Origin of the sequence: Soonwooa buanensis, from assembly GCF_900167905.1 — a bacterium.
GTDB classification, from domain to species: Bacteria; Bacteroidota; Bacteroidia; order Flavobacteriales; family Weeksellaceae; genus Soonwooa; species Soonwooa buanensis.
On the sequence record NZ_FUYZ01000001.1, the window covers coordinates 291,501 to 309,384 of the forward strand.

18 protein-coding genes are annotated in these 17,884 nt (G+C 35.2%); 15 read left to right on the forward strand and 3 right to left on the reverse strand.

The features are described from left to right. The first annotated feature begins 97 nt into the window (after window positions 1-97). From B5X62_RS01420 to B5X62_RS01475, 12 genes are all read left to right on the forward strand, one after another. Entirely contained in the window at window positions 98-1,519 is a 1,422-nt protein-coding gene (locus B5X62_RS01420) for an anthranilate synthase component I family protein (protein ID WP_079665601.1), read from the forward strand. Window positions 1,520-1,874: 355 nt separating this feature from the next. Beyond that, window positions 1,875-2,447, forward strand: a complete 573-nt coding sequence (locus B5X62_RS01425; RefSeq protein WP_079665602.1) for an anthranilate synthase component II — start codon at window positions 1,875-1,877, stop codon at window positions 2,445-2,447. A 64-nt stretch (window positions 2,448-2,511) separates the two neighbouring features. Further along, the gene (gene trpD, locus B5X62_RS01430; protein ID WP_079665603.1) at window positions 2,512-3,495 is read left to right on the forward strand and encodes an anthranilate phosphoribosyltransferase; all 984 of its coding nucleotides are present in this window, start codon (window positions 2,512-2,514) and stop codon (window positions 3,493-3,495) included. A 124-nt stretch (window positions 3,496-3,619) separates the two neighbouring features. Beyond that, window positions 3,620-4,399, forward strand: coding sequence for an indole-3-glycerol phosphate synthase TrpC (gene trpC, locus B5X62_RS01435; protein WP_079665604.1), 780 nt, complete (start codon window positions 3,620-3,622; stop codon window positions 4,397-4,399). 17 nt (window positions 4,400-4,416) lie between these two features. Next, a complete protein-coding gene (locus B5X62_RS01440) occupies window positions 4,417-5,094 on the forward strand; it encodes a phosphoribosylanthranilate isomerase (protein ID WP_079665605.1) in 678 nt (225 codons plus the stop codon). A 75-nt stretch (window positions 5,095-5,169) separates the two neighbouring features. Then, the gene (gene tnpA, locus B5X62_RS01445) at window positions 5,170-5,622 is read left to right on the forward strand and encodes an IS200/IS605 family transposase (protein WP_079665606.1); all 453 of its coding nucleotides are present in this window, start codon (window positions 5,170-5,172) and stop codon (window positions 5,620-5,622) included. Window positions 5,623-5,697: 75 nt separating this feature from the next. Then, window positions 5,698-6,885, forward strand: coding sequence for a tryptophan synthase subunit beta (gene trpB / locus B5X62_RS01450; RefSeq protein ID WP_079665607.1), 1,188 nt, complete (start codon window positions 5,698-5,700; stop codon window positions 6,883-6,885). Between the two features lie 70 nt (window positions 6,886-6,955). Beyond that, window positions 6,956-7,504 (forward strand): DoxX family protein, encoded by a 549-nt coding sequence (locus tag B5X62_RS01455; protein ID WP_079665608.1) that lies wholly within the window; start codon window positions 6,956-6,958, stop codon window positions 7,502-7,504. Then, window positions 7,504-8,238 (forward strand): tryptophan synthase subunit alpha, encoded by a 735-nt coding sequence (gene trpA / locus B5X62_RS01460; protein ID WP_079665609.1) that lies wholly within the window; start codon window positions 7,504-7,506, stop codon window positions 8,236-8,238. The genes B5X62_RS01455 and trpA overlap by 1 nt, the downstream gene beginning before the upstream one ends. Before the next feature lie 332 nt (window positions 8,239-8,570). After that, a complete protein-coding gene (tyrS, locus tag B5X62_RS01465; protein ID WP_079665610.1) occupies window positions 8,571-9,866 on the forward strand; it encodes a tyrosine--tRNA ligase in 1,296 nt (431 codons plus the stop codon). 93 nt (window positions 9,867-9,959) lie between these two features. Then, window positions 9,960-10,841, forward strand: a complete 882-nt coding sequence (locus B5X62_RS01470; protein ID WP_079665611.1) for a hypothetical protein — start codon at window positions 9,960-9,962, stop codon at window positions 10,839-10,841. A gap of 67 nt (window positions 10,842-10,908) precedes the next feature. Beyond that, the gene (locus tag B5X62_RS01475) at window positions 10,909-11,547 is read left to right on the forward strand and encodes an alpha/beta hydrolase (RefSeq protein WP_079665612.1); all 639 of its coding nucleotides are present in this window, start codon (window positions 10,909-10,911) and stop codon (window positions 11,545-11,547) included. A 129-nt stretch (window positions 11,548-11,676) separates the two neighbouring features. Here B5X62_RS01475 and B5X62_RS01480 read toward each other — a convergent pair whose 3' ends face one another. After that, a complete protein-coding gene (locus B5X62_RS01480; RefSeq protein WP_079665613.1) occupies window positions 11,677-12,345 on the reverse strand; it encodes a head GIN domain-containing protein in 669 nt (222 codons plus the stop codon). Between the two features lie 156 nt (window positions 12,346-12,501). Here B5X62_RS01480 and B5X62_RS01485 point away from each other — a divergent pair, with 156 nt between their 5' ends. From B5X62_RS01485 to dnaJ, 3 genes are all read left to right on the forward strand, one after another. Further along, entirely contained in the window at window positions 12,502-14,025 is a 1,524-nt protein-coding gene (locus B5X62_RS01485) for a S41 family peptidase (protein ID WP_079665614.1), read from the forward strand. 61 nt (window positions 14,026-14,086) lie between these two features. Next, entirely contained in the window at window positions 14,087-14,626 is a 540-nt protein-coding gene (locus tag B5X62_RS01490) for a nucleotide exchange factor GrpE (RefSeq protein WP_079665615.1), read from the forward strand. A gap of 38 nt (window positions 14,627-14,664) precedes the next feature. After that, the gene (dnaJ, locus tag B5X62_RS01495) at window positions 14,665-15,786 is read left to right on the forward strand and encodes a molecular chaperone DnaJ (RefSeq protein ID WP_079665616.1); all 1,122 of its coding nucleotides are present in this window, start codon (window positions 14,665-14,667) and stop codon (window positions 15,784-15,786) included. A 45-nt stretch (window positions 15,787-15,831) separates the two neighbouring features. On the opposite strand, the gene B5X62_RS01500 is transcribed toward dnaJ, so the two are convergent. Both B5X62_RS01500 and B5X62_RS01505 read right to left on the reverse strand, forming a co-directional pair. Then, window positions 15,832-16,989 (reverse strand): DUF2207 domain-containing protein, encoded by a 1,158-nt coding sequence (locus B5X62_RS01500; RefSeq protein WP_079665617.1) that lies wholly within the window; start codon window positions 16,987-16,989, stop codon window positions 15,832-15,834. A 129-nt stretch (window positions 16,990-17,118) separates the two neighbouring features. After that, the gene (locus tag B5X62_RS01505; protein ID WP_079665618.1) at window positions 17,119-17,766 is read right to left on the reverse strand and encodes a metal-dependent transcriptional regulator; all 648 of its coding nucleotides are present in this window, start codon (window positions 17,764-17,766) and stop codon (window positions 17,119-17,121) included. Between the last annotated feature and the right edge of the window lie 118 nt (window positions 17,767-17,884).

The window sequence follows — 17,884 nt, forward strand, 5'->3', positions numbered from 1 at the left end:
AGAAATAAAATATTAAATCACAAAGACTTTGACGAATCCGTTAAAGTCTTTTTTTGTGGGATTTTGCGGCTTGGTCAAATTAAAAACAATATCAAAAATGAACATCAAACGCAATATCCAAATCAAAACATCGGTTAAATCTCAACTAGCTGATTTGTTTACGCCAATCGGAATTTATCTAAGACTTCGAGATCAATTTCGTGATACTATTCTATTAGAAAGTGCTGGCAATCAAAACAATGACAAAAACTATTCTTTCATTTGCATTAATGCTATCGCTGGTATAGAAATCCGAAATTATAATGAAGCGGAACTAAAATTCCCTTTGGAAAATCCTTTCAAAGTACAGCTAACAAATGAAAAACTAACTAAAATACTTCAAGACTTTTCTCAAAGTTTTAACTGTGAAAAGCCAAATTTAGAAATTGGAACACAAGCCCAAGGACTTTTCGGATATACAAGTTATGATGCGATTCCGTTCTTTGAAAATATTAAGTTTAAAGAAAAAAGTGACGAAACTAAAATCCCACTTCTTCGTTACAGATTGTACCAATATGTCATCGCAATCAACCACCACAACGACGAAATGTACGTCATCGAAAATAAAATCGACGGTTTAAAATCCGAAATTTCTTTAGTCGAAAATATCATCAATCAGAAAAATGCACCAATTTTTCCTTTCGAAAAAATAGGTAAAGAAACTTCAAATCTTATCGATCAAGATTATCTAGACTTGGTGGAACTTGCTAAAAAACACTGTTTCCGTGGCGATGTTTTTCAATTGGTGTTAAGCAGAAGATTCGAGCAGCAATTTCGCGGTGACGAATTCAATGTTTATCGAGCTTTGCGGAATATTAATCCGTCGCCTTACTTATTTTTCTTCGACTATGGCGATTACAAATTAATGGGATCAAGCCCAGAAAGTCAATTGATCATCAAAGATGGAAAAGCCATTATTCATCCTATTGCTGGGACTTTCAAGCGAACAGGAAATGTAGAAACAGATCTACAATCGGCGGAAGAACTCAAAAAAGACCCGAAAGAAAATGCAGAACACACGATGTTGGTAGATTTGGCGCGCAATGATTTGAGTATTCATGGGAAAAACACAACAGTTTCAAAACTTAAAGAAATTCACTTCTTTTCGCATGTTATTCACATGGTTTCGGAAGTTGTTGCTGATGTTACAGAAAATCAAAATCCTTACGAAATGATTGCAACAACCTTTCCACAAGGCACTTTGAGTGGCGCACCCAAATATCGCGCGATGCAGTTGATTGACGATTACGAAAAAACCTCGCGTAGTTTTTATGCAGGTTGCATTGGTTTTGTTGGCTTCGACGGTAGTTGCAATCAAGCGATTATGATTCGTACTTTTTTGAGCAAAGACAACCGACTGTATTATCAAGCTGGCGCTGGTTTGGTGGCAAAATCAGTTCCAGAAAATGAACTCCAAGAAGTCAATAATAAACTAGGAGCACTCAAAAAAGCGATTTCAAAAGCAGAAAAAATGCATTAATTTTTGGGCAGCATTTCCGCCTTCCGCTCCCACTCTTTTTGCCAAAGCTTTTGCAATTCAAAAAAGGAGTTCCGCTCAAGTCGGGCTGCAATTCATGGATAATAATAAATCATCAAAATCGATATGTAGCAAATCGTAAAGCGAGGATTTGACAAAAACCAAAAGTCCCAACGGGACGACTTAACAAAGAATAGGATGAAATCCTATTTATAAAGAAAAGGATTATAAACAAAATAGAACAAAAACCAATTAAATTGGACATAAAATAAAAAAAGTCCCAAAGGGACGGCATAACAAAGAATAGGATGCAATCCTATTAAAATTAATTGAATTGAAAATTCAAAAAAGTAAAAACATGAAAAACAAAATATTAGTCTTCGACAACTACGACAGTTTTACATACAACCTTGTGCAGATCATTGAGCAAATCACAGGTCACGAAGTAGACGTTTTTAGAAACGATGAAATTACTATTGAAGAAATTCAGAAGTATGATAAAATCATCCTCTCTCCTGGCCCTGGAATTCCATCTGAGGCAGGCATACTTCTAGAAGTCATCAAAACCTATGCGCCCACAAAATCCATTTTCGGCGTTTGTCTCGGTCAGCAAGCGATTGCAGAAGCTTTTGGAGGAAGTTTAATCAACCTTTCCGAGATTTATCATGGTGTTGCAACCACGGCAAATCAAACTAAAGAACATTCGATTTTCAAGAATTTACCAGAAAATTTAGAAGTAGGAAGATACCATTCTTGGGCAGTTAATCCTCAAGATTTTCCAGAAGAATTGGAGATCACTTCGGTTGATGAAAAAGGTATGATTATGAGTCTTAAACACAAAACTTATAACGTCCATGCCGTACAATATCATCCCGAAAGTATTTTAACACCGCACGGAAAACAAATCCTCGAAAATTTTTTAAATTTTTAGTTTTTAAAACCCAAGAACCGCAAACTGACAACCGACAACCGACAACTAAAAACCAAACCAGATTATGAAACAAATATTAGAATATCTTTTCAATCATCAGACGCTTTCAAAATCCGAAGCCAAAGCTATTTTGACAGAAATTTCGATGAACAAATTCAATGACAGCGAAGTCACAGCTTTCATCACGGTTTTCATGATGCGAAGCATTACGCTGGACGAATTTGATGGTTTCCGAGAAGCTTTGTTGCAATTGGCAAACAAAATTGATTTGGGAACTGACGATGTTGTTGACATTGTCGGAACAGGCGGCGACGGAAAAGACACATTTAATATTTCGACTTTAGCAAGTTTTGTAGTCGCAGGAACTGGTCAAAAAGTAGCTAAACATGGCAATTATGCGGCATCTTCAGTGAGTGGTTCTTCCACGGTTTTAGAGGAATTGGGTTATCGTTTTAAAGCAAATCAAGACGATCTCAGACAAGAATTAGAAACAGCAAATATTTGCTTTTTGCACGCGCCTTTGTTTCATCCCGCTTTAAAGACCGTTGCGCCACTTCGCAAACAATTAGGTCTAAAAACCTTCTTTAATATTATGGGACCTTTGGTGAATCCTGCGCAACCAAAATATTCGATGATTGGTGTCGCAAATCTGGAGATTGCAAGGATTTATCAATATTTACTTCAAAAAGAAAATAAAAATTTCATGTTAGTTAATGCGTTGGACGGCTATGATGAAATCTCACTAACTGCTGATTCCAAGATATTTACACAACAAGGCGAAAAGATTTTTTCGGCACAAGATTTAGGTTTCGAAAATCTAAAACCAAGAGAAATTTTCGGTGGAAAAACTAAAGCTGAAGCAGCCAAAATCTTCATGTCAGTTTTACAAGGCGAAGCGACGGAAGCTCAAAATAAAGTCGTTTGCGTCAATGCTGCTATGGCTTTGTTGAACACCGAAAAGTATGGTAATTATTCGGATTGTTTGGCTTTAGCAAGCGAAAGTTTAACCTCAAAAAAGGCGCTTAAAGCCTTTCAAAATTTAATTTAATATTTGGGCGTCTTTTCCGCCTTCCGTTCCCACTCTTTTTTGCCAAAGCTTTTGCCATGCAAAAAAAGGAGTTCCACTTAAGTCGGGACGCAGATTCTACAACAATAGAAAATTAAGTAACAAAATGACAATTTTAGATAAAATCATAGAACGTAAAAAGCAAGAACTGGAAGTTTCAAAAACGAAAGTCAGCCTTCAACAATTAAAAGACTCCGAGTTTTTTAACAGAGAAACTATTTCCTTAAAAAACACTTTAAAATCCAAATCTGGCATCATTGCTGAGTTCAAAAGACAATCACCAAGCAAAGGCATTATCAACAATCAATTTTCGTCTTTGGAAGTTGTTACAGCTTATGAAAAATTTGGAGCGAGCGCGGTTTCCATTTTGACAGATTCTGATTTTTTCGGCGGAAATTTTGAGGATATTACATCAGTTCGAAATCATATTAACATTCCGATTTTGCGCAAGGATTTTATGATAGATACTTATCAGTTTTGTGAAGCCAAATCAATGGGAGCTGATGTCGTTTTGTTGATTGCAGCTTGCCTTTCTCCAACTCAAGTTTCAGAATTTACAGATTTAGCGCACCAACTTAATCTTGAAGTTTTATTAGAAATTCATTCAGAAAAAGAACTAAAACACATTAACAACAACATCGACTTTGTAGGCATCAACAACCGAAATCTCAAAGATTTCAAAGTCGATTTACAACATTCGGTTAATCTCAAAAATCAATTACCGAAAGATATTTTATCCATTGCAGAAAGCGGAATTTACAATGAAGAAGATTTTAGATTTTTAAAAGAAAAGGGCTTTGATGGATTTTTGATGGGCGAATATTTTATGAAATCTGACAATCCGGGAAACAAATTTGAAGAATTTGTAACTAATGTATCAAAATAGAAATTTACCTTTCAAAAATGCAATCTAAAATCTCAAATCTCGAATCTCAAATCCAATTGAAAGTTTGCGGATTGATAAAGCTTAACCAAATCCAAGAATTAGTTGCGATGGATGTTGATTTTTTGGGATTTATCTTTTACGAAAAATCGCCAAGATTTGTGTTAAATCATTTAGCTTTAGAACAAATTGCAGAAGTCAATCATCAAGGAAAAGTCGGTGTATTTGTAAACGAAACAATAGAAGATATTATAAAAATAACTGGAAACGCAAAACTTAATTATATTCAATTGCATGGTGACGAAGACGAAAATTTTATTTCTGAATTAAAACAAAAACTTCCAGACCTTGTAAAAATCATCAAAGTAATTCGAGTTGGAAATGACATTTCGGAAGTCAAAAAAAAGTTAGCCGAAATCTCAAACCTCGAATATCAAATTTCAAATTTATTATTTGATACCGATTCCAAAGCTTTTGGCGGGACAGGAAAATCATTTGATTGGTCAATGTTGAACGAATTAGAAATTCCTTTGCCTTATTTTTTGAGTGGCGGCATTTCAGAAGATAATTTCCAACAATTAACAAGTTTAAAACAAAAACCTATTGCCTTGGACATCAATTCAAAATTCGAAATCGAAGCTGGCAATAAAGATTTAGAAAAAATAAAAAACTTTATAACGCAAATAAAAAGTCCCTAAGGGACGACTTAAATCAGAATCAGATAAAATCCGATTTATAGAATTCAATTTTTCGAAAAAAATAAAACACAAATCATGTCACAGTCATTAGTCAAAAATTATGTTCACATCATTTTTAGCACAAAGAATCGTGTGGATTTTATTGACGAAACAATAGAAAATGAATTGTTTTCGTATATAGCCAGCCTTTGCAAAGATTTCGAAAGTCAGGCCTTACAAATTGGTGGCACAGACAATCATATTCATATTTTATGTTTATTATCAAGAAAAATTGCATTGATGAAGCTTGTTCAAGAAGTAAAAGCGCATTCATCTAAATGGATAAAAACGAAAGCCGAAAAATATGAAAACTTCTTTTGGCAAGATGGTTACGCCGCATTTTCAGTAAGTCCAACTAATGTAAATACAGTCATCAATTATATTAAAAACCAACGAGAGCATCATAAAGAATTTGGATTCAAAACCGAAATCCTAAATTATTATAAAAAATATCAAATCGAATACGACGAAAAATACCTTTGGGATTAAACATTAATAGGAATATCTTCCTATCCTTTGTTAAATCGTTCCTTCGGAACTCTTTTAAATAAAAAAAATTATAAAATGAACTACAAAAACCCAGATAACAACGGCTATTACGGCGAATTCGGAGGTGCGTTTATCCCGGAAATGTTGTACCCGAATGTCAAAGAATTGCAAGAACAATATTTAGAAATCATAGAATCCGAAGATTTCCAAAACGAATATCAGGAGCTTCTTAAAAATTATGTTGGACGTGCGACACCGCTTTATTTTTCGAGAAATTTAAGCGAGAAATATCAGACCAACATTTATCTAAAACGCGAAGATCTCAACCATACTGGTGCGCATAAAATCAACAATGCACTTGGCCAAGCTTTGCTAGCAAAAAAGCTAGGTAAGCACCGCATTATTGCAGAAACTGGTGCAGGTCAACATGGCGTGGCAACCGCGACTGCTTGCGCGCTTCTTGGCCTCGAATGCATCGTGTACATGGGCGAAATCGACATCCAACGTCAAGCGCCCAACGTTGCCAGAATGAAAATGCTCGGTGCAAAAGTTGTGCCCGCAACTTCGGGTTCCAAAACTCTTAAAGACGCTGTCAATGAGGCTTTGCGAGATTGGATCAACCATCCAACAACCACGCATTACATCATTGGCAGCGTTGTCGGACCGCATCCTTTTCCCGATTTGGTAGCGCGATTCCAAAGTGTGATTTCAAAAGAAATTAAAGAGCAACTTCACGAACAAATCGGTCGCAAAAATCCAGATTATGTTATCGCTTGCGTCGGCGGCGGAAGCAATGCAGCAGGGACTTTTTATCATTTTGTAAATGAACCCGAAGTCAAAATTATCGCAGCCGAAGCTGGCGGTTTGGGCGTCGATTCGGGTAAGTCGGCGGCGACCACTTTTCTTGGGACTTTGGGCGTTTTACATGGTAGCCAAAGTTTGGTGATGCAGACTGAAGATGGCCAAGTTATCGAGCCACACTCGATTTCAGCGGGTTTGGATTATCCCGGAATTGGACCGATGCACGCCAATCTTTTCAAAGAAAAACGTGCAGAATTTTTCAGTATCAATGATGATGAAGCTCTGAAATCAGCTTTCGATTTGACCAAGCTCGACGGCATTATTCCAGCGCTCGAAAGTGCCCATGCTTTGGCGGTTTTGGATAAGAAAAAGTTCGAAAAAGATGATGTAGTCGTGATCTGTTTGTCGGGACGTGGTGATAAAGACATGGAAACCTACCTTTCTGTACTAAGTACGATGTAAAATGTACATAATATTAAACTAAAAAAATGATACAATTTACTTTGTACTTTGTACTTTTTACAGATAAAATATGAAACAACTCAAAATAACAAAAGAAGAAATCCTCAACATCTTCGAATGGATTTCAGTAATTATTGTAGCGATTTACATGATTGGTTATGGCGTTGGAAAACCTTTACAATTTGGTGACATTTCTAGTTATACAAAACCAGTTAATAAGCTAGATCCTATGACGTTGATGTGGGCTTTTTATTCCTATTCAAAACCTTATGTTATAATAATTGGCTTCTTCGAAATTTTGGGTGCGCTTCTTTTAGTAATCCCAAGAACACGACTAATTGGTGGTTTTTTGTTGACAGCTATTTTGACAAACATCATTTTGCAAGATTACTTTTTCGGAGTTCTCCAAGGCGCTTTAGCCAACGCTATTTTTTATCAATTGGTTATTTTATTTGTTTTTTATAGACATAGACACAAAATTATTAAAGCTTACATAGCCTTGGAAGGCAGATTCACTTTCAAATTTAGATGGATTTATATTCCTGTTGCGGTCGTTGTCGCACTGAGTAACGAAGTCATTATGTACGCAATTAATCAACTATTAACACTTATTTTATAATGAAAAAATTAAACATATACTTTACAGCAGGCGTTCCTAATCTTAATGATACTGGAAAAGTTGCTCAACTTATCCAAGATTCTGGAGCAGACATGATGGAAATCGGTATTCCTTATTCCGATCCTGTTGCTGATGGATCGGTTATCCAAGATGCTCACATTTTGGCTTTAAAAAACGGAATGACCATCGCAAAATTGTTCGAACAACTTTTAGAAATAAAAGATTCTGTCACGATTCCAAAAGTTTTGATGGGCTACATTAATCCAGTTTTGCAATTTGGTTTTGAAAATTTTTGCAAAAAATGTCAGGAAGTTGGCGTTTCGGGCTTGATAATTCCAGATTTGCCAGCTTTCGAATTTGAGAAACAATACGGCGAAATTTTAAAAAAGTACAATATTAATTTTAGCTTTTTGGTGACACCCGAAACTTCAGAAGAGCGCATTAAATATTTGGATTCGTTGAGTTCTGGATTTTTGTACGCTGTAAGTTCGTCTTCGACAACGGGAAATGCCAATGCAACTTTAAAGAATGATGATTATCTGAGTCGACTTGCTTCGCTTAATCTTAAAAATCCTGTATATGTAGGATTCGGAATTAAAAACAAACAGGATTTTGATTCGGTGACAGAAAAATTGCAAGGTGGCATCATCGGAACTGCTTTTGTGAAAATCCTCCTCGAAAATAAAAATTGGGAATCTGAAGCTTCCAACTTTGTGAAGTCTGTCATAGCCTGAGTTTAAGATTAGAAAATTAACCTCAGTTAGAATAGATAAAAAAATCGTATTGAGATCTTTAGTCAAAAACGCTGCGCTACTCGAACCGACGCCTTGTTAAAGAAAATATACTATCCTGAAACGATGTTACAATAGAACGACAAATCCCCTAGCCCTGATTGACACGGCATCCTTTTGGGTTGGCGTGAGGCGGCGGAGCGGAGCGGAGCCGTCCGAGCACCAACACAAAAGATATAGTGGAAAGCAGGTTCTCGGCTCCTAAGAATTATCAACGCTTTTATTAGGCGTGGGAGAAAGCAATTGCTTAACTTTGCAAATTAAATTTTAACCGAATGAATGCATTTATTGAAGAACTAAAATGGCGCGGGCTTTTTGCCGACATGACGCCTGGGATTGAGGAGCAACTTGAAAAAGAGATGACCACAGCCTATATTGGTTTTGACCCAACTGCAGATTCGTTACACATCGGAAGTTTGATTCCAATTAAAATTTTGGCTCATTTTCAACGTCATGGACACAAACCAGTTGCTCTGGTTGGTGGTGCGACGGGGATGATTGGTGACCCATCTGGAAAATCCGCAGAACGAAATCTGTTAGATGAGGCTACCCTTTTGTATTACGTTGATTGTCTTAAAGGTCAATTGTCACGATTCCTAAACTTTGATGGTAACGAACCTAACAAAGCAGAATTGGTGAACAACTATGACTGGATGAAGGATATTTCGTTTTTGGATTTTGCTAAAAATATCGGAAAGCACATCACCGTTAATTATATGATGGCGAAAGATTCTGTTAAAAAACGTTTCTCTGGCGAAGATGGCGCGGATGGAATGAGCTTTACAGAATTCACTTACCAATTGATGCAAGGTTATGATTACCTACACCTATACCAAACTATGGGTATGAAGTTGCAAATGGGTGGATCTGACCAATGGGGAAACATCACGACTGGGACTGAACTAATCCGTCGTAAAGCCCAAGGTGAAGCTTTTGCATTGACGACTAAATTGATTACTAAAGCGGATGGTTCAAAATTCGGAAAGTCTGAAAGTGGTGAAAACTACTGGTTGGATGCGAAAAGAACGTCGCCTTACCAATTCTACCAATTTTGGTTAAATGCGACAGACGACGATGCTGAGCGCTTTATTAAATATTATACTTTTATCGACAAGCCAGAAATTGAAGCTTTGATCGAGGAACACAAAACGGCGCCACACGAGCGTAAACTCCAAAAGCGTCTAGCGGAAGAAGTAACGATTTGGGTCCATGGAAAAGAAGAGTTCGAAAAAGCTTTGAAAGCTTCGGAAATTCTTTTTGGACGTTCGACTGCGGAAGATTTGCAAAGTCTTGATGAGGATTTGTTTTTACAAATTTTTGATGGCGTTCCGCAAAAGGAAATCGCAAAATCGGAAGTTATCGGTGCCAACATCGTGGATTTGGTTTCGGAGAAATCTGGTTTCTTAAAATCTAAATCTGAGGCTACGCGCGAACTAAAAGGGAATTCAATTTCTGTAAATAAAGACAAAGTTGATGATACTTTTACGGCTTCGGAAAGTGACCTTATCGATGGTAAGTTTTTACTTCTACAAAAAGGTAAAAAGTCTTACTTTATCGTAAAAGCTGTTTAAGTTTTTATTTAAAACAAGATAAACTAAGCTTCCTCAAATTGGGGAAGCTTTTTTTGTTTCAAAAATATTTATATTCGTTGGACAAACACAATTATGCATCCATTTTCGGTTTCTTTTGAAGTTATTGACAATATTTTCATACAGATTCTTACAATCCTCGCGGCTTTATTTATTGCTTGGACTTGGTTTTATTATCAAAATCATCGACCAATGTTTCAATGTATTGGTGGGGCTATAATTGGTGGGATTATTTCATATTTTGTTGCTTTGTTGTTCTTCGGAATTATAGGAAGTTTTTATACCATAATTAAAGACGAACTAAATCCTAATAAACAAACCGCAACTATTGTTAATTACGACACTTTTACAAGTACTTCGCAAGACTCAAATCGAAGAACGATTAGCAGAAGAACGCGAACTAATACTTACTACAAACCGACTTTAGAATATCGCGATAAAAACGGAAATATTAGACAAGTCAAAGGAGATGTTTCTTTCAGTAAAAGTAATCAGAAACCAGTCGGGAGCGTCGTAAAAGTTATTGTTGAAGATAATAAAGTTAGGATGCAAGAAACACCTATCAAAACATTTGCTTTTGTCATGAACATTATAGTTTTGGCCTTCATGTTTATGTTTTACTTTATCTTTTACACTTTTGCAAAAACTGGAGGTTTTGAAGATTCTTCCAATATATTGCTTTTAATTTTCGCTTACGTTGTTTTTCCTATTGCATTTTTTGTTTTAATCTATCTATTCCTAAATATTGGTTACGATTATTTTATCCTCAGCGAAAGGTACACGAGCTTTGGCGGTGCTATAATTTGCACAGGTTTAGGATTTTTTCTCGTGCTATGTATTTACGGTTTTATTAAATATAAAATAGAATATGCTGCGAAAAAAAAGAAAAAAGCTTTGAAAAAACTCGAAAAGAAAGCGAAAAAAGAAAGAGAGAAAGCCAATGCTATTCAACATTAATTATTTATAAGACAATTCGTCATTTAGGATTTTGCTTCTTTAAAAACTAAAAAAGTATCTTTGCTTTATGGATTTAAAATACCTCCTTAGAGAACCCGAAAATATTACTTCTTCTACGCCACTTTTAGTTTTAATACATGGCTATGGAAGCAACGAAGAAGATCTTTTTAGCTTTGTACCAACGCTTCCCAAAGATTGGTTAGTTGTAAGCTTTCGAGCGCCAAAAGACACGCCTTATGGTGGTTACGCTTGGTATGATATCGATTTGACAAATCCTGAAAAATATGTGGATGTAGAACAAGCGGAAGCTGCAATTTCTGGAATAATGGAAGCTATCATGAAGATCAGCAACCAATACGGCTTGGTCGATAACCCGACGCATCTTTGTGGCTTCAGTCAAGGCGGAATTTTGAGTTACGCGATGGCATTACGTTTTCCTCAATTATTTAATAAAATTGCGTGTCTTAGCAGTTATCCAGAAGAAAAGCTTTTAACAAACATTGTAAAAGACAAGAAAAAACTAGAGCAATTAAGATTTTTTGTTTCTCATGGGACAGATGACGCTGTTATTCCAATGGATTGGGGACGAAAAGCTGCAGAATTGTTATACGATTTAAGTTGCTACTTCAGTTTTAGAGAATATATGAGTGGACATGGTGTTAATCAAAAAAATTATATGGATTTGATGACATTCTTCGAATCTTAATAAATTTCAATTTATTTGTGTGGCATAGCATTTGCAAGCTTTTCTACGAACACAAATAATGGAGAACAATAAAATAAAAAAGCTATTCATAACAGAATAGCTTTTTGTTTATAATCGATTATTATTGAATTATTTGTAATTCACTTTTCCGCCGATAACTTTTTTCTCGTTTCGATTTTCTGGATTACCATAAACATTGATAATTCCCCCTGCACGAGTCGTTGTCGTAACATCTTGACTTGCAAAAACATTAGCTTCACCTCCAGCATTAACAGTCACCGAAGTATTTTCGGACTTCAATTCTGCACCTTCATATTTTCCGCCAGCGTTAACAACAACATCTTGTGTAGTCGTTTCACCAGCAATTTTTATTAAACCTCCAGTGTTCACTTTAGAAGAAATAGCTGTCGAGTTCGCAACAACATCAATCACCGAACCTTCATTTGATATTAAACTTAGATTAGAAGACGTAATTGGAGAAGTCGATGAAATAATAGAGCCTTGGCTCGCTTGGATGCTTCCAAGGTTTTTGTAATACAAAATAATTTTTGTGGCATCACCTTGCATCACTTTAGAAGTCACCATTCTAACTTTTAACTCATTGCCGCTATTTACAAACTCGACATTTCCAGCATTTTTTCCAGAAATATCGGCTTTATACTCGTCTCCAGGGATTAGTTCTACATTAATCTGATCAAAAACTTTAAGTTTTGTAAAGCTTCCTACATTTTTCATTTGTGCAAACGCAAGTGTCGTACCTGCTGCAATCATCATTGTGGTCAAAATTTGTTTAATCATAATTTTGGTTCTTATTTAGCTTTTTTAGTCATGACAAAATCAATACCATAATAGGTTGGCAAGATAATTTAATTTTAATTAATTATCATTCATAAATAGTTTTTAAAAACTTTTCAATAAAAACATTACATTTGATTTCGGAAAGATTTATATTCGATGGCAAGACTTTATTTATTCGTTTTTTGTTTTTTAATAATAGATTGTCAATCTGTTAAAAAAGCTAATGCCGAATTCGAAAAAAAAATTCCTATCCAGCAACTACAAGACGATATTGACCAAACCTATATTTCTCTTAAACGATTTCACCCCGAACTTTATTGGTACATTTCTGAAAAAGAGTTAGAAAAGAAATTTGACAGTCTCAAAAGCACGATTTCGGAACCGTTAAACAAGCAAGAATTTTATTTTAAACTCGCGCCAGTTATCGCCCAAATCCGAGAAGGTCATCTCCGACTTCGCATTCCACAAAAACAATATACAAAGGCAGAAACAAAAGTGTTTGATAAAAAAACGCCACTTTTCGGACAATATACCTATCGCATTTCGGATGAAAAAATGATCGTTTATAAACCAACGGTTGATTCTGAAAAGAAGCTTCTTCCTGGCACCGAAATTTTAGAAATAAATGGTGTAAAAGTTATTGATTTAATCAAAAAATATCGAAGTGTTATGACTTCGGACGCTTACAACCAAACCTATTACAAATATGCGTTGAGCGAGGCTTTTTTTAATTATTACACTGCAGAATTTGGTCTTTTGAGTGAAGCTAATTTAAAGATAAAATTCAAAAATCAGATTAGCGATTTTGTCTTAAAAAGAGTTGATAAAGAGGAAATTAAAAAACAAAAATATACGCCTAGTAAAGAGATAAAAAAAATCTATGATTTTGATGCGAGAACCAATTCTTTCAACCGAAGTATGCGTTTTGCAGTCGCAGATAGCTCTGTCGCTTACATGAAAATAAAAACTTTCTCGGATACAGGTTCTTCCAAATTTTATAAAAAAACCTTTAAAAAAATCAAAGAAGCCAAATCAAAATACTTAATTCTTGACATTAGAAATAATCTTGGTGGCTCTTTGGACGAAATCAACAATCTGTATTCTTACCTTACAACTGAGAATTATACTTTGGTAAAAATGCCAGAGATGACTTTTGAAAATGCTGCGATACATCGTAATTTTTTTTACAATTTACCAACAACCAGCAAAATAATTTCAGCGCCCGCTTATCCGTTTTTTATCGCTGGCAATCGTTTTTTATCAGGAAAAAATAAAGAAGGTAAAGCTATTTTTAAAGAATCTGCTGCTAAGGAAAGTAAGTCCAAAAAAGATGCTTTCCAAGGGAAAATTTATGTCTTAGTAAATGGTTCAAGCTTTTCTGCATCTTCTGTTATTTCAGCAAAATTAAAACACGACAAACGCGCCATTATCGTTGGCGAAGAGACTGGCGGCGCTAATGATGGTACAGTCGCAGGTTTTAATAATACGATTGAACTAACCAATTCTAAACTTAATCTACCAATTGGTTTACTTTTCATCCAACCTAACATCGAACCTCTTGGGCAAAAACGTGGTGTAATGCCCGATGTGGAAGTTGATGCCGATTTCTATAATGTCAGCCAAGGCAAAGATCTTCAACTCGAATGGATTCTTAACGATATCAAAAAAAAATCGGACTAAATGTCTAAAATTCCGTTTTGGCAGTTTCTTTGTGTAATCTGACAAAGAAATACATAACATTATGGAAGATAACAAAGATATACACGAGGAAAACGAACATTTAACGACTGACGAACAAACCAACACAGAAGAAAACACGACTGACAATGTGACAGCAGAAAAGACTTCTGAGGAATTATTGGCAGAAGAAAAAGACCGTTACCTTCGTCTTTATGCAGAATTTGAAAATTACAAAAGAAGAACTGCAAAAGAAAAGAACGAATTCTTTATGTATGCTAACCAAGACATTATGATCTCGATGTTAGCAATCCTTGACGACTTCGAAAGAGCACTTAAAGAAATTGCTAAAACTGGCAACGAAGACGATATTAAAGGCGTAGAATTGATTTATCAAAAATTCAAAGGAAAATTAATGGAAAAAGGTCTTAAACCAATTGAAGTTAATCCTGGCGACGACTTTAACGTAGATTTTCATGAAGCAATTACGCAAATCCCAGCACCAACACCTGAATTAAAAGGAAAAATTGTTGACGTCATCGAGAAAGGTTACCAACTTCATGACAAAGTTATTCGTTTCACAAAAGTGGTAACAGGAGCTTAAAATCGCTTAATACATAAAGCATTTTAGAATTTAAGACAATGGCAAAAAGAGACTATTACGAGATATTAGAAGTTACGAAAACTGCAACTTCCGAAGAAATTAAGAAAGCTTATCGTAAACAAGCGATCAAATATCACCCTGATAAAAACCCTGGCAACGCAGAAGCTGAGGAGAAATTCAAAGAAGCTGCGGAAGCTTATGAAGTGTTGAGCGATGACAACAAGCGTGCACGTTATGACCAATATGGTCACGCAGGTCTTGGTGGCGCTGCTGGAGGCGGATTTGGCGGTGGCTTCGGTGGCGGTATGAACATGGAAGATATTTTCAGCCAATTTGGAGATATTTTTGGTGGGCATTTCGGCGGTGGCTTCGGTGGCGGGCGTCAACAACAATCGAGAGGAACTAACCTTAGAATCCGTATCAAACTTAACCTAGAAGAAATGGTGAATGGTACGCAGAAGACGGTTAAGGTTAAAAAAATGAAGTTGGCAGAAGGTGTAACTTCTAAAACTTGTCCTACTTGTCAAGGTTCTGGTGTGCAGATTAAAGTGATGAACACGATGTTCGGACAAATGCAAACGCAAGCTAATTGTGGAACTTGTAATGGTATCGGAAAAGTTGCTGACAAAATTCCTGCTGGTGCTAATGCACAAGGTTTGGTTAAAACTGAGGAAGAAATCACAATCAACATCCCAGCTGGAGCTAGAGACGGCATTCAACTTAATGTAAGAGGAAAAGGTAACGACGCGCCTTTTGGTGGTGCAGCGGGCGACCTGTATGTTGTGGTTGAGGAAGAAGTTGACAAATTGATCAAACGCGAAGGCGACAATCTTCACCAAGAATTGTTTATTTCTTTTGCTGAAGCGGCTTTAGGAACTTCTAAAGAAATCAATGTCGTTGGTGGAAAAGTAAAAATCAAAGTTGAAGAAGGCACACAGTCTGGAAAAATTTTGAGACTTGCTGGTAAAGGTCTTCCAAATATCGAAGGCTACGGTGGCAAAGGCGATATGTTTGTACACATCAATGTATGGACGCCTCAAAAGCTTACTAAAGAACAAAAAGCATTTTTCCAAAGTCAAATCGATAATAACGAAATGGCTGCAGAACCAACTGGAAAAGAAAAATCTTTCTTTGAAAAAGTTAAAGATTTATTTGATTAAATAGTTGCAAAATATATCTAAAACCTACTTTCTGAGTAGGTTTTTTTATTTAAAAATATCAGCAACGTTTTTCACAATGGCATAATGAATCGTCGTAGCAATAAGATTTTCATCTGTTGAAAAAGCAAAATCCATAATGTTGTACACATCGGTATCTTCAAGGTCAAAATTGGAATTTTCTGTAATTTTTTCAAAACCTTTTCCCCAAATTTTTTGAACACCAAAAACCATGGCATAAGGAAGATATTTTTCGAAAATTTCGGGTGTTTTTTTAGGAGCGTTTAAGAATTGTAATTGCTTTTCTTCGGCTGCACTTAGATACATTTTAAAACCTTCGATCTCGTTTAATAATGATTGATATTCTTTCGACACTTTATTAAAAACATCTTGAATAAAGAATAACACTAAAAAATTAATCAACAAAAAGCATCTCACACGCAAGAAGTTGACAATATCTGGATTAAGATAATACAACTTCAAAAATTGAAATGCGATTAAACAACCGACCACAATTAGAAGAATTGTTTTTAAACGTTTGGAAGATCGTCGATTCGGTCTTAAAAGCAAAAATACAACAAGCCAAAATATAAAAAAACCAATATTATGAACCAGGTCAAGAACTTCCCAATAACTGCCTTTGACGTAAGAGTAAATCGTCAATCCGAAATACAAAAAGCTAATAATCGACGCGCTAAACATCAAAAATAATCGTCCACGAAAACCTCTTCGAATGGTCTTTCGATACTGACTTCGTAGAGAATTTGATAGATTATCACAAGCCGAATTGATGTTTTCATTTTTATCACCATTAATGATAATCTTAGAATCTTCAGCAAATAAATTTCTCATAAGTTGAGCTTCGTCAAGAGACAAATTATTGTCAGGTTCTTTCAAAACTTCTAATTGATATGTGATATTAACTTTTGATTTTCGAATTTTAATATATTTTTTAACCGCCAAATTAATGATCAAAGTTGACAACATTCCGGTTCTGAAATCGCCATAAATTAAAAAAGCCATTTCAGCAGGCGACATATTTTTAGGCGGAGAAAACTGTGGAATGATGATATCTTTTTTCCATTTTCTAGTTATTAAAAAACAGAATAAAAAATAGACGATCATAATAGCAAAAGCTATCATCACCCAATGTGTATTGTCGTACACAACTCTTTCTACATAAATAACATTGGGCTCGTTTTGCATTTTTAGGAATATTTTTTTTGATTATTTCGATTTTAAAATACAAATTTTAATCAAAAAAACCAATTTTAATTAAAAGACAAAAGTATTAGACAAAAAAAGCCTTTTAAAATTTAAAAGGCTTATCATTATTTATTTTACTAAAAGTTTTTCGCAAACCAACTTACTAAAAACCTCCTGTTTACCATCAATTTCGATGAGCATCGATTGGTCAAAATTTTCGATACTTATAACTTTCATTTCGGTTCCTAATTGGATATTTCTCTTGTTAAGATAACTAAGAAAATCGTCGGAAGATGTTGTAACAGAAGCAAAAACAACATTTTCATTCTCTTTGCATTGACTTAATTTTTTAAGCTCTGGTTGTACGACAACACCATCTTTATCAGGAATTGGTTCGCCATGTGGATCAACTTTTGGGTGATTTAGGATTTCATCCATTTTATCAAAAAAAGCATCAGAATGTATATGTTCTAGTTGCTCCGCAATTTCGTGGACGTTTTCCCAACCAAATCCCATTTTCTCCACCAAAAACATTTCTGTTAGACGATGCTTTCTCACGATGAGTGCAGCCTCTTTCCTACCCGATTCGGTGACACGGATTGGTTTGTAAGATTCGTAAATCACCCAATTTTTCTCTGCAAATTTTTTAATCATACTGTTCACAGATGGCATTTTAATTTGCAGACGTTTGCTAAGATCATTTACAGAAACCTCGTGTTCATCATTCATTAGATGATATAAGGCTTTTAAATAATTTTCTTCTGTTAAGGAATTCATACATCAAAGATACAAAATGTTAGATTAACTTAATTTTAAAACTAACTTTTAATAATTTCGCCATTTTTATTGAATTAAAAACGATTAAAACCATATTATTATTTGTAATTTTGAAAGG